Raw genomic sequence first — 13946 nt, forward strand, 5'->3', positions numbered from 1 at the left:
ATGTTAAGTATCGGAACATTTAATAATTTGACTATTCTGCGCGATAGTCCCCACGGTTTGTTTCTGGAGGCAACCACTGCTGAGGGAGCCCAGGATATTTTATTGCCCAAGAAATACGTTACCCCCAAAATGAAGATAGGGGAAGCCGTAAGCGTGTTTATTTATACTGATTCGGAAGATCGGTTGGTGGCTACTACCGAAACGCCCCTTGCCGAAGTAAATCAGTTTGCGGCACTTACCGTAGTGGGGACTACCTCTTTTGGGGCTTTCCTGGATTGGGGGTTGGAAAAAGACCTGTTACTGCCGAAGAAAGAACAGTTATATCCGGTAGATGAAGGTGATACGGTAGTAGTGCGTATTGCGCTAGATCAGCGTACTCAACGACTTATTGCCGTGTCTAAGCTTCAGCCTTTCTTTCGGAAAGATACTTCTGAGCTACAGGAACAACAGGCTACCTTGGCACTGGTGTATGATACAACTGACTTGGGCTACAAAGTAGTGCTCAATAACCAGTACGACTCGCTGCTCTTTTACAGCAATAGTGCTACCGAACTTGAGCGGGGCGATTCGCTGACAGTATATGTTAAAAATATTCGGGAGGACGGTAAGATTGATGTAACTGCTTTTCCGGCAGGTCGTAATGCTACCGAGCAAGCCAAACTCAGTGTACTCCAAAAATTACAAGAAGCCGGTGGTCATCTATCCCTACACGATAAAAGCACCGCTCAGGAAGTACAGGAACAACTGGGTATGAGTAAAAAAGTATTTAAAAAAGCAGTGGGTGGTTTGTACAAAGAACGGAAGATTCAGTTAGAGGGAATAAATGGAATCAGGCTAACGGAATAACCTACTGTTTTTCAGCAGATTCCCTCACGTGATATAACTATTTAGCTCCGAAGTGTGTATAATTGCACCTGACACTAATATACTATGGGAGTTAAGCAAATTTTCGGCGTTCTATTCACCTTAATGGGTACCGCTATTCTGTTATTTTCAGTTTATGTAGTACTAAAAGGACCCGCCTCAATCTTTGAAGTAGAGGTCAGTGGGTTCCAAACGGCTATTGTTGCAATTTTAGGGTTAATATTTTTCTCAGCGGGAGTTAAATTCCTCCGATAACTATCTTTTTGCTTATTCATTTAGTATTTTGAAGTCCCGTTATAATACTACACATACTGCCAGCCATGATTAGACAATATTCGTCGCATACTGAGATCAAGCGGTTCGTATTTTTAACTGAGCAAGAGTACATTCTGTACTTTGGTCAGCACTACGAAGATTCCGTACAACGAGCCAACACTGAGGGTGAATTAGTTATCCGAGCCCGGAACGGCAACGGAATTGTTTCTTCCTTACCAATTGACCGAGCAAACTACTTAATAGAAAAGTATCATAAACTACTGAAGCGTAACCCTTCCTTGGCACTGTCTTCTCAACCGCAAGATGTAGAGGAGAAACCAGCCGTGGCTAGCAACTAGCATTTTCACTTATAGTACCCTGGCTTTGCAACTTCCTTCTGATTGATAGTACGGAGCAGGCTTCCAGTTAATGCCCCAAACCCTCCGGAAAGTCCGCCAATAGCCGCTGTAGCTGCTACTACCAAACCTGATTGATTTAGCTCAAAGAGTTGGGCGATTTTATCGGTTAATATACTATCGGTGCTGCTATCAATCATCCAAGCAAAAACGAGCCAAAGTATCCCTACGCCCAAAAAGCCGCTTATAAAGGCATTAAAGCCCTTGGTAGGTATGAGTAAGTTGACCAAAAAAGCACACAACACCACCGACCACCACGGAAGAAACTGCTCAGCAATGTAGCTCAGCCCGGCAATGAGTACAATTTTAACTACAAACTTCATAGGCTATTCGGTAGGCTTTGGCTGAATAGTTTGGCGGGCTAACACTGAAGTGGGATTATCCTCAGGATATTGGTAAAACTTCATTGGGTAGTATCCTCCTTTTGCCCAAGTATCAACCATATTCGTATAAAAGTAACTACCCGGATTCCCAGATTGTCCGCCCGGATACACTCCCCAAGCCTTCACCGATTCACTTAAATCAACAACCATTTTCCAGGATGCCCCGTGCCGTTCACTATTGGCACTCACAATGCTTCGCCCACCGCCTACAGGTACGTTGCTCACCCCAAATGGATCTAACTGCAACATATGCTGGATACTTGTTGATTTATAGTCGCCCCAATTTACTGCCGTGCCATGTACTTCCTGCCAATCCTGAATTTTCTGCTGCGCTTCCAAGAACGATTCCTGAAGTAGATCTTTGAGACTTTCCTGGGCGGTAGTAAGCTTAGAGTCGAAAATTGTGTCGTTAGGAAACTGTTTCATCAGATAGATTGTAGCAGCATCGGAAGGCGCATCAAGCGTAATTTCTTCCGCAGCAAACTCATCCCATATGTGTTTTCGCAACGCTCGCCACCAAGTCCGAAAGATAGCGGGCGCGGCTTGACTCACGGCATTCCGGTAGTTCCAGCGTCGCAGAATATCGTACATATCCCTGCCTTCCGCAGATAGAGCCGATAAGTCTAGACTATCGAGCATTAACGGAAGTATATCCGATGCTTTTTGATTGTAAACATCATTTTGTAATTCCATCATTTGCTGAGGGGTAGCTCGTCGAGTTCGGGACAATTGGTCGTTGATACGACGGTTCCGAAAATGTTCGTAGGAATGATCGTAAATATAGTACGGATACGTGGTATCCGCTGGAATTTGGTTTGCCGAACTTACAAATCCCCGCGCGGGGTTTCGCACGTAGGCATTATGTTCTTTCGGAATAAAGGCTTTCCACTCCTGCTCCGGATGGCTTCCGTCCATCAAATACCGTCCTTGTCCCTGCCATTTAGCCGGAAAAGCCCCTTGCACCCACATGGCAATATCACCCGAAGTAGAAGCGAATACAAAGTTTTGGGCGGGGCTCCGATAATGGTCGAGGGCTTTTACGTAGTCGTTGTAATTACGGGCGCGGTTAAGTTCGTAGAAAGCCACTACTTCTTCTGAAGGGTCGTGAGCCACCCACTTCATGGCGTAGTCGCGCGGGGCTGATGTGGAACTCTCTTTGGGAAAACGCTGATCGTACACTACCGGGCCGTAGTGGGTGTAAATGATCGTATCGTAAAATGTATCAGATCCGCGTACTTTTATTTCTTCAATGCGCTGCTGGGTTTTTAGCCGTCGTGAACCAAATTCGTACTCGTCGCGCGATTCGCTGGTAAACGTAATTTTGTACCAATCTTTTACATCTCGGCGAGCGTTAGTCACTCCCCAGGCAATGGAATCATTAAAGCCGATAACCACTCCGGGAGAGCCAGGCAGCGTGGCCCCAAATACGTTCACTCCGGGAGCCTTTAGCTGAACCAGGTACCAGATTGAGGGCAGATTCAATCCTAAGTGCGGATCATTGGCTAGCAGTGGAGAGCCAGAGCGGGTTCTGCTGCCGCTTACTGCCCAATTGTTGCTACCGTTATCCGGATTAGGCTCCTCGATCGTTTCAGTATACAGCGCATTGTTCGAATAGGTTATTTGGGGAGTATCAAGCGGCAGCGCATCAAAGGCCCAATCACGCTCCGTAGGGATCACAGGATCCCGACCGGGTAAAAACACTGGAAAATAACGATCTAGGCTTTCTTTACCGAATAGTTTCAGGGCATTCGTATTTTCCACATCTTCGTCGCTACCCGCCAAATCATCGGCCATGTACTTTAGCAGTAGCGCAGTCTTTATTGGTTGCCAAGGCTCGGGACGATAGTTCAGCAACTTATACTCAACTGGATAATCTTGGTACTTGAGACTTTCAATATAGGCGTTTATACCATCGCTGTAGGCTTCTATTATCTGCCGTACCGTATCATTCTTTTGAACTGCCTGCCAGGAGTTCTCGGCAGCAAAGGCCAACCCCTTACGACGCTGCCCCCGATCGAACTCCAGGGCACGCTCCCCAACGATCTCCGAAATCCTACCCGCCGCCACGTGGGTAACAAACTCCATTTGCCACAGCCGATGCGAGGCTTGCACAAACCCTTGCGCCCAGTACAGATCATACTCGTTTTCGGCAAAGATATGCGGAATCAACAGAGAGTCGTAAACTACCGAAACCGGCTGGCGCACTGAGGCTGAAAGCGTAGGGTCAATATACAATTGTTCCGGTTCGGCATTCTGCCAGAAGCCGTGGAATGGGTCAAGAAAATAACCTAAGGGAGGTACTGATCCGATCTTTACGCTCAAGGCGATGGTCAAAGCCAACGTAATAAGTAGCGAAGAAAAGAATCCAAAGATTTTCATATATTCAATCACCCCTTTGCCTAACTGCGTACCCCAGACGATCAGCTAAGCATAAAAGAATACGATTTTAGGCAGTAAATTACCAAAGTCCGAAAATAGAAAAGTTCCCTCAGATTAAAAACTAAATGGCTCATAGTCCACCGATACTTGCAGACTGTAGACTATCGACCGTAGACTTTTGCATTTCATATTTCGCATTTTCAATGTACTTCTGCCATCCATCGGTTTAGCAGAGGGGACAGCAAGAGTACCACTATCGCCCCGCCGAAGCATACGTAGGCAATAGACTCAAACCCGGCAGTGTAGATTTGCAAGGTTTCCAGTGGCGAAGCTTCCTCTCCTGAAGCTAAATCATCAATAGCTAATCGCTGCCCTACAAAGCCCACAACTTGGAAGGCATAAGCATTGGATAGAAACCAGACCCCCATCATAAAAGCAACAATAATTTGAGGAGAAAGATCAGTAATTTTAGACAAACCCACCGGATAGGTAAATAGCTCCCCCAACGACATACAAAGGTACAGTAGTACTAGAAAGATAAAGGGCACCATTCCCTGTTCGTTAGCCGAACCACCACTTAAAAATAGTATATAGTATCCTAGCCCCAGAAAAGCAATACCCATCGCAAACTTATAGGGTGTGCGCGGGTTAATACGTTTTTTGGATAACCACACCCATAAAGCTGAAACCGGAATAGCAAATAAAATGATAAATAATGGATTCAGCGCATTGGTAGCAGCGGCATTATTGAACGGCCACACATTTAACGTAACATTGCGGGCCGAAAACAGCGTCAGGATATTGCCTGAAAGCTCGTGGAAGCCCCAAAACAACGTCATAAATACCGTAAGAAGTATAGCTACTGCCAACTGCTTACGGGCTTTGGCCTCAATGCGAGACATAATGTAAGCCAAGTACCCTAAGATGAAAATACTAAGTCCGTAGAAGATGAGATTAACAACCGTAGTTTTTCCCAGAAAGCTTTCCCCGCCCGCAATATATTGATAGGAGGCCAGCAGTAAAGCGATAACAGGAACGGCTAGCAAAGAAAGAACCCATACAAAAGATTCTAGCTTTAGGCCAAACTTTTGCTGCTCCAATTTTTTAGGTTCAGGCGGTAACCCATGATTCATAAAAACCCCCTTATTAATTCCTTGCTGAAAAACAATGACTCCTACTAACATGCCTACCCCCGCCAAACCAAAACCATAGTGCCAACCGTAAGCTGCCCCCAGCCACCCACAAAGAATAGGTGAAAGAAAAGCTCCAATATTAATTCCCATATGAAAGATAGTGAAACCAGAGTCTTTGCGGGTATCACCCGGAGGGTACAGGGCTCCCACAAACGTTGAGATGTTAGGTTTGAAAAAACCATTTCCTACAATAATGAAAGCTAAAGCCAAGAAGAAGGCAACATTGTTTTCAATAGCCAACACGAAGTGGCCAACGGCCATAAATATGCCTCCCAGCATAATTGATTTGCGGTAGCCCAGTAGCTCATCAGCTATCTTACCACCAATTAAAGGAGATGCGTACACCAGTGAACCATACGAAGAGTATACGATAGCCGAAATGGTGTCGCGATTGGATAACGCCTCAAACACCTGCTCTACCATGTAGAGGGTAAGCAACGCCCGCATTCCGTAGAAGCTGAACCGCTCCCAAAGCTCAGCAAAAAACAAATAAAACAGCCCTTTGGGATGTCCAAACACTTCGGGGGGAGAAGTTTCTTGAGTTGCAGTAAGGGGGTTAGTTTCTGAGGCAGTGTCAGCCATGTAGTTTGATTTTCAAGTTAGATTAATGCCTAAAAATAGCAATTTTCTACTGAAACAAATTATCAATACAAACCGACAGGGTTGCCTACCCACTGACTGTTTTAGAACCACTTTGACTGTTTTAGAACCACTTTCAGACCAGCTTATGCACTTATTCAACTGTCCCTTCTTCTGCACGTTTTCTGTTGTGTTAGAAAGTAGCTTGAGCTATAAAATTGTTGTTGAGCACTACGTAGTTACAACCAACGGCTTAGTAGTAAGTATGTGCCACCATAAATTTTCGGTTTTGGTGTTACAGCAACTATATATTCACGCATCACTTTAATACAACGTATGTAACGCACTAAATAGCAGATAGTTATAATATTGTATTCATTAGTATACTTTAAGGTACAAACCAATGATTCGTTGTTAATTTTTGGGTGTATGAGACTTATCAGTTACTTGTAACTTAATATCTTCCTTCCGAGTGGGAAGCGATAAGCTAGGTGCTTTGATACCGACCTATTTATTATCTACCTTCGCTCTACTCATATTTCAATCTATTCGTTATGCCCATACTTAAATACCAATCGACTCAGCCCGAACAAGTGAATGACGATATTCAGCGGCGGCTGGTACACACTGATTCATTGATGACGGCAGTGCTTGACCTGAGTGGTGGCCCCAAAGCCGAGCCTGATCCGTATCATAGTCATCCGCACGAGCAGACTTGCTATTTGGCAGCGGGGAAAATACTCTTTCTGATGGAAGGAGAAGAACCCGTAGAACTACAAGCAGGTGACTTGTTCTACGTACCATCGGGCAAACCGCACGCCATTCAATTACTGTCAGAAACCGCTCGGTTGGTAGATAGCTTCAGTCCCATCCGGGAAGATTTTCTTTAGTGCTTTAAGTCCCTGCTTCAGTATTGCTAGCCCGGACTTCGGCGACTTCTTCTGCTGAAATAGGCTTAGCATCATTACCAAACGACTGGCGTACATACGTTAGCACTCCGGCTACTTCTTCATCGGTTAAAAAGCCATGCGGGGTCATCACCCCATTGTAGGTTTCGCCATTAACCGTAATTTCTCCTTGCAGTCCATTGAGCACTACCGAAATCAACCGCGTATTATCGCCGTTCACCCACTCGGTTTGCACCAATGTTGGAAACGCACCGGGCACGCCTTTGCCGTCAGTTTGATGGCAAGCAATACAGTACTGACCGTACACTTTGTTACCAACAGCCATGAGCTTAAGTGCTTCAGCCGACATTTTTTCGGGTTCTGGCTCGGCAACAGATTCAGAAGATTGTTCAGTTTGAGTACCTCCGGAACAGGCGAAGAGAAGCCAGCCAAGGGTAAAGAAAATTGCTAGGTTTTTCAAGATTATGAATTTTATGGACAGAAAATTTTTGCCAGCGATAAAAGTATAAAAAAGCCGAGTGCCTACCAAGTAGTAGCGCTTATGCATTAGCTTTCTGTCACACAAAAGAGTTTACTAAACTACCTCACCTACTCGGCCAGAGCCACTTTATCCGCTTCGGCTTGGTAAAATACTCGCCAGATTCTTCCTTTTTGGTCATCAGTAATGTAGAGCGACCCATCTGACCCTACGGCCAAACCTGTCGGTCGAAATTCGGCATCGCCCGGACTGGCAATCTCGCCACCTGATCCAGCAAACTCATCGGCAAATCGTTCGAAGTCACCACTAGGCATTCCGTCGGTGCCAAAGGGAACAAACGCAATATTGTAGCCTTTCTGCGGTAGCGGAGCCCGGTTCCAGGAACCATGAAAGGCGATAAAGGCACCGGATCGATACTTCTCGGGAAACATATCGCTATTGTAGAAAATTAAATCGTTCGGAGCCCAATGGGCAGGAAAAGCCATGATAGGATCTTCCTTATCGGCACAACGCCCAGTTTCTTCGCCATTGCCACCGTACTCCGGAGCCAGCACCTTCTGATTTTTTTGAGGATCGTAGTAGCAAAACGGCCAGCCAAAGTCAGCACCTTCGCTCACTTTCAGAAATTCTTCGGCCGGTAGTTCGGCACTTTGTAGCGAATCGTAGTATTCTGACCACAAGTTGCTTAACTGATCGCGCCCGTGCTGTAAAGCGTACAAGCTATTTGCTGGCTTATTCCAGTCTAGGGCTACGGCATTCCGAATGCCCGTAGCGTAACGCTCACCATGTTCTTCTTGGGTTTGATTTAGCTCAGTAGCCGAAAATTTCCAAATTCCTGCCTGACGATCCAGTTGCGGACACGGGTCTTGTCCGGGTGATTTTGGGGTACGCAGTTGTTCTTGACAGGCGTTAGAAGGTGCTCCTATATTAACGTACATATTGCCCGCACCATCAAAGGTAAAAGGTTTTACCGCGTGCTGGTTCTGGATGGGGAACCCTTGCACTACTACTTCCGGCTCAGCCGTAGGCACTAGTTCACTAGCATCTAGCGCAACTCGGTAGATTACTGAGTCGGATGAATAGTAGAGGTAGTTCTCGTAAATATCTATTCCGGTTCCACCGTACTCAATAAAATACTCCTTTGTATCGGCTCGTCCGTCACCATTGGTATCGCGCAGGGCTAAAATGCCCCCACCATTCTCAGCCTCTCTCAGTTTTACGTAGATATCACCATTGTCACGAACAACAATGTGGCGGGCTTTTCCTACATTATCAGCTACCACATACGCTCCAAAGCCATTAGACAGTGTAATAGAGCCATTATCGGTATCAGCCGTTAAGTGCGAAGGAGCTTCTTCCGCAGGTTCCTGAGATGTTGAACTATCACAGGCAGTAAACAACAAAAGCCCCGTCACCGAACAGGTGCAGAGCATAGGTAGCACGCGTACATTCATAATTACAAAGATTGACTGGTTTATTGAAGGCATTTTGGTAGTACTGATTTATTCAGTATCGGATTATCATAAAGTTTTGTTATCACTATTGGCATCTTCGGCCATTCTCTCCAAATTTCGCGAACGCTGCATTCTCCTAAACACCCGGATTACAACAAACGCAACGATAACTAGTACCGCCGCCGCTGCTATCCAAAGCAAAGGTCCACCAAACCCTTCCTGCGGGGTGTAGGGCACACCCTCATCAGTGGCATTTCCTGCTTCCTGAAAAAATAATAAAAGAGCAAAAATCAATGTCATATACATAAAGAAAAAGTATGGGTTAACAATATAATATAAAACTACAGTTAGCATTGATTGTTCTCCTATCCACTTAAATCGGGGGAATTATAGATCTGCTGCCAAACATACCCATCTGATGTTAGTTACGCTGATACACCAATTTTTTAAACTTTTATGAAGAAGGCAGGCATTGCTTTAGCAATTATCATTGGAGTATTTATCTTACTACATTTTTTACTAGAACCCTTTGTAGAGCGGTACGTCAACCAGCAACTAAGTAGCCTAGAAGAATATACGGGTCAGGTCAGCGATATTGATATTCATTTGTATCGAGGAGCCTATCAGGTGAAGGGTTTGGAGTTAGTAAAGCGAAATAGCGAGGCATCCGACCCGTTTTTACAAATAGATACTATCGATCTTTCAGTAGAATGGGGCGCGCTGTTCGACGGAAGAGTGGTGGGCGAAGTAATTTTATCTCATCCCACCGTTACTATGATTGTTACCCCCACTGTGGAAGGAGATAGTGCTCAAGAGCAAACCGGAAGCGATGTAGATTGGGTACAGCAAGTTCAAGAATTAATTCCCCTCACGATTAATCGGTTTGAAATTAAGAATGGCGATATATCTTATAAAGACCCATCGGTTGACCCAAAAGTAGATGCCTACTTTCGGGAGTTATACCTGCTGGCCGAAAATATTAGCAATGTAGCTGATAGCAGCCAGCAGTTTCCGTCCTCACTACAGGCAAACGCCGTTACGGTAGGCAATGGCACACTTAATGCCGACCTACAAATGAATTTGCTAAAAAATATTCCAGAGTTTAAGGCCGACATCAGGCTAGAGGATGTTGATCTTACGAAGCTGAATGATTTTATTAAAGCCTACGCTAATTTTGACGTACAAGAAGGTACGTTTGAAATAGTTACCGAGATGACCGTAGAGAACCAGCAGATAAGCGGTTACATCAAACCCTTTTTTGAGAACCTAGATGTGTTTGACCTCCGGGAGGATATAAAACAAGACGATAGCGGTTTCTTTCAGAAAGCATGGGAAGCAATTGCCGGACTAGGCGCAGAAGCGTTTGAGAATCAGAAAAAAGATCAAATTGCTACTGAAGTTCCGATAGAAGGTTCATTGGAAAGCCCTAGCCCGGATGTTCCGGTCACCGTTTGGAACATCTTTCGTAATGCGTTTATCGACGCTATCGAAAAGAATTTTGAAAGTGTTGCCCGTTAGCTGAGCGCGCGGTGCATGGTATGAATATCTGCTAAACTATGTCTTTCATGCCTGTTTCTCTGGGTAACAAATCTAGGAAAAGTTATTCACCGTACACTACTGCAATTCTGTTACTGGTAACCAACCCAAAAGCCTATCTACGCCACTCTGTTTTGCTAAGTACTTGGGTAGGCGACGGCAATGTTGTATTTTAGCGATCCTATAATTTTTAATGGCCTAATCGTCATTTTTCATTCTACTTTTTTCTTTGTTTGTTTCATGAGCTACCCAACCTCTCCGCTAGAAAAGTTACTCCAAGACGCCAAAGACTATGTTGTTGTACAACGCAGACTAATCTCTACTATCGCCTCTAAAAAAGGGGCTGACATAGCATTTGTAATAGTAGCAGGATTGGTGTTCTTCTTAATTGGTCTATTTATTGTCATATTTATCAGCTTCACCGTGGCCTACGGGCTGGCCATATTGCTGAATAATACTTTTTTAGGTTTTTTAATTGTCACCTTCTTTTATATTCTCGTTTTTATACTGCTGTGGATATTTAAAGATCGGCTAATTAAAACGCCTATTCTCAAGCTTTTTTTCCAACTATTTAATACCAAAAAACCCTCCAGTAATGAGCCAATTGCCTAGCCAGGAAGAGTACGAGCGAGTGAAGAAAGAGTATCAACAGCAAGCCCGCGATTTAGAAAAGAAGTTGGGCAGTGATTTGGTAGACCTTCGCAACGACTTAGTTCCTAAATACTTGAAGGGTAAGTTCTTAACGGCCTGCGCTATTTTTGGAGCCACCTACATGGTAGAAGAATTAATATTCCGCAAAAAAGTACCCGGTCTAGTTAAATTTGTAGGGGCACTATCGGCCACCGTGGTAGCACCGAAAGTTTACCGCATGGTGTATCAGAATTATTTTGAGGTTCCGCCCGATAGTGTATCCTACCCGCCCCCTTCCGTGGAAGTTGAAGAAGTTTCTGACGGTCAGCCCGACTACCCTCCCATTCCCGAGTCAGAGTAGGGTATTTCGCTGCTGGGGTACTCCCGGTAGGTTTCCCAAGGATTGGCTTGATGTACTAGCATCTCTTGCTGGGGGTTTCGCCACGGGAACCCATATTCTGGTTGCCAGTGTCCGTCTAAAGCTCTCACCTTCTGGTCAATTACTTCCTTAATATCCAGGCGCCACGTTTTGGGCTGGTTTTCAGAAACCACTACGCTGGTACCGGAAGCTGCCCCGGACCAGGGGCAGTACTCAACCATCCGAATTGGGTAGTAGCTTTGCCCAGCCGCTCGGCGAACCAACTGCCAAGTAGCTTCCCCGTCTGAGTTGCCTTGCTTGAGAAATGGTAGTAAAATAGTGTCGGGCTGGAAGTATTCTAACTCGTTTTGTATGAGGCGTACTGCTTCATCGTAACCTGGTTTGCTCTGCGCTGGAATGAACCCCGCCCGCAGGTTAAGAAAAACAGCGGCCTGGCTACTAATACCCACTCTTTCCATTCGTTGACAAATCGTGATTTCCGTTGTACCGGAGGTGTTTTGAGCATTATTCGTTCGCCCATCACCTAAAAACACAACGCGCACCCTAAATCCCACCTGGCGAAGTAGTGCCATTGCTCCGCCACACCCTAAAACATCAGCGGTTGGGTGAGGCGATACAACTAGAGTGCTTCCCCAGTCGTATACTTGCGCTGCCGGATAGAGCAAGCTTTCGTTAGCAACGCCTTGCAGGATTTTCTGATGAGCAAACATAGTGGAAAAAATTAAGTGGGCACGCTTTGCAAATAACTGACTTACCAAAGGAGGGCAAATTCGCCCTAAAAAAGCTAGAGGCTACGGTAACCTCGCACTTAATGTAGAAATATATTCTTTATTTTTTACTAAAGATCAGTGTAAAACATTACACCTAATTTATGGCGTAGAAAAATTCCGATGGTATTGTTCAAGAATACACCATGACAAAAGTATTGATTTTCAAGTATTTAACCTTCTTATTCTCTCCTTCGAACGGATCAGAACCCAATCAACTAATCGGGGAAAAAGTACGTTAGCCAGCGCATTAAGCTTCCCAAGTACTGTTAATATTTTTTTAAACTGACGCTTTTTCACCATGCGTACAATGGCGCGGGCAACCTCTTCGGGTGTTTGAGTATTACGCTGTTTACGATCTTTCAGTAGTAAGTACGACCCATCTTTATCAATAACCCTTTTGCCCGGATCGTTTTCAGTAATTCCAACGTAAACAATGCCTACGTGAATACTTTTATCGCTTAGCTCTACTTTCAGTGATTCGGCCACCGCCGTAAGAGCCATTTTAGTAGCGCAATAAATACCCGTTTCTGGTAATCCTCGGATGCCCGCTACGCTAGATACAAATACAATGCTTCCGCTGGTAGACTCCAGGTAAGGTAAAGCCGCTTTTGTAGGATGTAGGCATCCCATTACATTAATTTGTAGCATTCGCTCTAGCACTTCGGGCTCAATCTCTTCAAAATACCCCCGGGACGACATACCCGCGTTGTTAATGAGTATATCGATTTGCCCAAAATGATTAATTGCTTCAGCAATCAGCCGAGAGGCCCCTTCCAGCGTAGAAATATCAGCTACTACGGCTCGCACTTCGTACCCAGTCTGCTCAAGCTCCTGCCGAGTTTGTTCTAAGCGATTTTCGGTTCGGCCGTTAATCACCACCTTGGCTCCTTGACTGGCCAGTAACTTGGCGGTGGCTTTTCCAATTCCCATGCTTGAACCAGTAATGACTGCAACCTTTCCCTGCACTGTTCTTCTCGCCATTCGCTATTTCCTTGAGAATTGCATGTTAGGATTATAATAAACCGCCAGATAGTCGTTACTAAGCGATAAAATAACGTGCGCTACTACAGCCACCCAGATCGTACCAGTGGTTAGAGTAATATAACACATCAGCAGCCCAAAAGGTATTGCTCCGATAGTTTCCGCTGGTCCTTTAGGCAGATGGGTAGTAGAATACAGTGCTACATTAACGGCAATCCCTGGCCACACCCCTAGCGTATCTACGCAAGCAGTTAGCAAGATACCCCGAAACAGTACTTCGTACGAAAAAAGGTAGGTAATGGTAGCCAAGGCGTTTAGCAGCACCAACCGCCATGTCCATTTTTCGGCTCGTATCATTGGGTAGTAGTCTAGGTTCTCAGGTCGTTGAGCCGCTCGAATATTGAGGGGAATAACCACAGTAGCAATTCCGCTTATCCACAGCATAGAAGTGCCGGTATTCTGAAAACCTAGGCCATATTCCACTACTGAGTAGCGTAAAAAAAATACGGCTATAAGGAAAGGGATCACTCCCAGTAAAAGTGCCCCCAGGGCCTTCTGGTAAACGACCTTAGCAATAGATGCCGATACTTTGTTGCGGTGAGTGCTAAGCCGTTGGTGGATAGCCGTCGACTCCGACAAAAACCAGAATGTTACAAAACATACCGTTAGTGTCATAATAGATACTACCGAAGGTAAAAAGTCAGGGTGCCAGTTAAACGATGGTGCTTCTTGAATCATAGA

Annotated in this window: 15 protein-coding genes; 6 read left to right on the forward strand and 9 right to left on the reverse strand. The window is 45.1% G+C overall.

Annotated elements, in window-relative coordinates:
* Window positions 1-846: a CvfB family protein gene (locus P0M28_RS01460; protein WP_302207629.1), complete on the forward strand. Its 846-nt coding sequence runs from the start codon at window positions 1-3 to the stop codon at window positions 844-846.
* 338 nt (window positions 847-1184) lie between these two features.
* Window positions 1185-1478: a hypothetical protein gene (locus P0M28_RS01465; protein WP_302207630.1), complete on the forward strand. Its 294-nt coding sequence runs from the start codon at window positions 1185-1187 to the stop codon at window positions 1476-1478.
* A 5-nt stretch (window positions 1479-1483) separates the two neighbouring features.
* Here the strand turns inward: P0M28_RS01465 and P0M28_RS01470 are convergent, their stop codons facing one another.
* The 3 genes from P0M28_RS01470 to P0M28_RS01480 all read right to left on the reverse strand — a co-directional run bounded on the left by P0M28_RS01470 (window position 1484) and on the right by P0M28_RS01480 (window position 6072).
* The gene (locus P0M28_RS01470; RefSeq protein ID WP_302207632.1) at window positions 1484-1858 is read right to left on the reverse strand and encodes a hypothetical protein; all 375 of its coding nucleotides are present in this window, start codon (window positions 1856-1858) and stop codon (window positions 1484-1486) included.
* Between the two features lie 3 nt (window positions 1859-1861).
* Window positions 1862-4297: a penicillin acylase family protein gene (locus tag P0M28_RS01475; protein ID WP_302207634.1), complete on the reverse strand. Its 2436-nt coding sequence runs from the start codon at window positions 4295-4297 to the stop codon at window positions 1862-1864.
* A 200-nt stretch (window positions 4298-4497) separates the two neighbouring features.
* On the reverse strand, window positions 4498-6072 hold the full coding sequence (locus P0M28_RS01480) for a peptide MFS transporter (protein ID WP_302207636.1): 1575 nt from the start codon (window positions 6070-6072) through the stop codon (window positions 4498-4500).
* A 551-nt stretch (window positions 6073-6623) separates the two neighbouring features.
* Between P0M28_RS01480 and P0M28_RS01485 the strand changes: the two genes are divergently transcribed.
* Complete coding sequence (locus P0M28_RS01485; RefSeq protein WP_302207637.1) at window positions 6624-6959, forward strand: cupin domain-containing protein; 336 nt, start codon at window positions 6624-6626, stop codon at window positions 6957-6959.
* Window positions 6960-6963: 4 nt separating this feature from the next.
* Here the strand turns inward: P0M28_RS01485 and P0M28_RS01490 are convergent, their stop codons facing one another.
* The 3 genes from P0M28_RS01490 to P0M28_RS01500 form a co-directional block, all read right to left on the reverse strand.
* The gene (locus P0M28_RS01490; RefSeq protein WP_302207638.1) at window positions 6964-7437 is read right to left on the reverse strand and encodes a c-type cytochrome; all 474 of its coding nucleotides are present in this window, start codon (window positions 7435-7437) and stop codon (window positions 6964-6966) included.
* Between the two features lie 128 nt (window positions 7438-7565).
* Window positions 7566-8909, reverse strand: a complete 1344-nt coding sequence (locus P0M28_RS01495; protein WP_302207639.1) for a PQQ-dependent sugar dehydrogenase — start codon at window positions 8907-8909, stop codon at window positions 7566-7568.
* Between the two features lie 66 nt (window positions 8910-8975).
* Complete coding sequence (locus P0M28_RS01500) at window positions 8976-9215, reverse strand: hypothetical protein (protein WP_302207640.1); 240 nt, start codon at window positions 9213-9215, stop codon at window positions 8976-8978.
* Window positions 9216-9365: 150 nt separating this feature from the next.
* Here P0M28_RS01500 and P0M28_RS01505 point away from each other — a divergent pair, with 150 nt between their 5' ends.
* The 3 genes from P0M28_RS01505 to P0M28_RS01515 all read left to right on the forward strand — a co-directional run bounded on the left by P0M28_RS01505 (window position 9366) and on the right by P0M28_RS01515 (window position 11436).
* Window positions 9366-10427: a DUF748 domain-containing protein gene (locus tag P0M28_RS01505; RefSeq protein WP_302207641.1), complete on the forward strand. Its 1062-nt coding sequence runs from the start codon at window positions 9366-9368 to the stop codon at window positions 10425-10427.
* Between the two features lie 258 nt (window positions 10428-10685).
* Window positions 10686-11057, forward strand: coding sequence for a phage holin family protein (locus P0M28_RS01510; RefSeq protein WP_302207642.1), 372 nt, complete (start codon window positions 10686-10688; stop codon window positions 11055-11057).
* The gene (locus P0M28_RS01515; protein ID WP_302207643.1) at window positions 11041-11436 is read left to right on the forward strand and encodes a hypothetical protein; all 396 of its coding nucleotides are present in this window, start codon (window positions 11041-11043) and stop codon (window positions 11434-11436) included. The genes P0M28_RS01510 and P0M28_RS01515 overlap by 17 nt, the downstream gene beginning before the upstream one ends.
* Here P0M28_RS01515 and P0M28_RS01520 read toward each other — a convergent pair.
* From P0M28_RS01520 to P0M28_RS01530, 3 genes are all read right to left on the reverse strand, one after another.
* Window positions 11409-12164, reverse strand: coding sequence for a PIG-L deacetylase family protein (locus tag P0M28_RS01520; protein WP_302207644.1), 756 nt, complete (start codon window positions 12162-12164; stop codon window positions 11409-11411). The genes P0M28_RS01515 and P0M28_RS01520 overlap by 28 nt on opposite strands.
* A 222-nt stretch (window positions 12165-12386) precedes the next feature.
* Window positions 12387-13205 (reverse strand): SDR family oxidoreductase, encoded by an 819-nt coding sequence (locus P0M28_RS01525; RefSeq protein ID WP_302207646.1) that lies wholly within the window; start codon window positions 13203-13205, stop codon window positions 12387-12389.
* A gap of 3 nt (window positions 13206-13208) precedes the next feature.
* Complete coding sequence (locus P0M28_RS01530; RefSeq protein ID WP_302207647.1) at window positions 13209-13943, reverse strand: CPBP family intramembrane glutamic endopeptidase; 735 nt, start codon at window positions 13941-13943, stop codon at window positions 13209-13211.
* Between the last annotated feature and the right edge of the window lie 3 nt (window positions 13944-13946).

It is taken from the genome of Tunicatimonas pelagia (genome assembly GCF_030506325.1).
In the GTDB taxonomy this organism is placed as follows: Bacteria; Bacteroidota; Bacteroidia; order Cytophagales; family Cyclobacteriaceae; genus Tunicatimonas; species Tunicatimonas pelagia.

Excerpts from the sequence above, each read along its gene's own strand:
- P0M28_RS01460 (WP_302207629.1), top strand. The coding sequence starts at position 1 with ATGTTAAGTATCGGAACATTTAATAATTTGACTATTCTGCGCGATAGT.
- P0M28_RS01465 (WP_302207630.1), top strand. The coding sequence starts at position 1,185 with ATGATTAGACAATATTCGTCGCATACTGAGATCAAGCGGTTCGTATTT.
- P0M28_RS01470 (WP_302207632.1), bottom strand. The coding sequence starts at position 1,858 with ATGAAGTTTGTAGTTAAAATTGTACTCATTGCCGGGCTGAGCTACATT.
- P0M28_RS01475 (WP_302207634.1), bottom strand. The coding sequence starts at position 4,297 with ATGAAAATCTTTGGATTCTTTTCTTCGCTACTTATTACGTTGGCTTTG.
- P0M28_RS01480 (WP_302207636.1), bottom strand. The coding sequence starts at position 6,072 with ATGGCTGACACTGCCTCAGAAACTAACCCCCTTACTGCAACTCAAGAA.
- P0M28_RS01485 (WP_302207637.1), top strand. The coding sequence starts at position 6,624 with ATGCCCATACTTAAATACCAATCGACTCAGCCCGAACAAGTGAATGAC.
- P0M28_RS01495 (WP_302207639.1), bottom strand. The coding sequence starts at position 8,909 with ATGAATGTACGCGTGCTACCTATGCTCTGCACCTGTTCGGTGACGGGG.
- P0M28_RS01500 (WP_302207640.1), bottom strand. The coding sequence starts at position 9,215 with ATGTATATGACATTGATTTTTGCTCTTTTATTATTTTTTCAGGAAGCA.
- P0M28_RS01505 (WP_302207641.1), top strand. The coding sequence starts at position 9,366 with ATGAAGAAGGCAGGCATTGCTTTAGCAATTATCATTGGAGTATTTATC.
- P0M28_RS01510 (WP_302207642.1), top strand. The coding sequence starts at position 10,686 with ATGAGCTACCCAACCTCTCCGCTAGAAAAGTTACTCCAAGACGCCAAA.
- P0M28_RS01515 (WP_302207643.1), top strand. The coding sequence starts at position 11,041 with ATGAGCCAATTGCCTAGCCAGGAAGAGTACGAGCGAGTGAAGAAAGAG.
- P0M28_RS01520 (WP_302207644.1), bottom strand. The coding sequence starts at position 12,164 with ATGTTTGCTCATCAGAAAATCCTGCAAGGCGTTGCTAACGAAAGCTTG.
- P0M28_RS01525 (WP_302207646.1), bottom strand. The coding sequence starts at position 13,205 with ATGGCGAGAAGAACAGTGCAGGGAAAGGTTGCAGTCATTACTGGTTCA.
- P0M28_RS01530 (WP_302207647.1), bottom strand. The coding sequence starts at position 13,943 with ATGATTCAAGAAGCACCATCGTTTAACTGGCACCCTGACTTTTTACCT.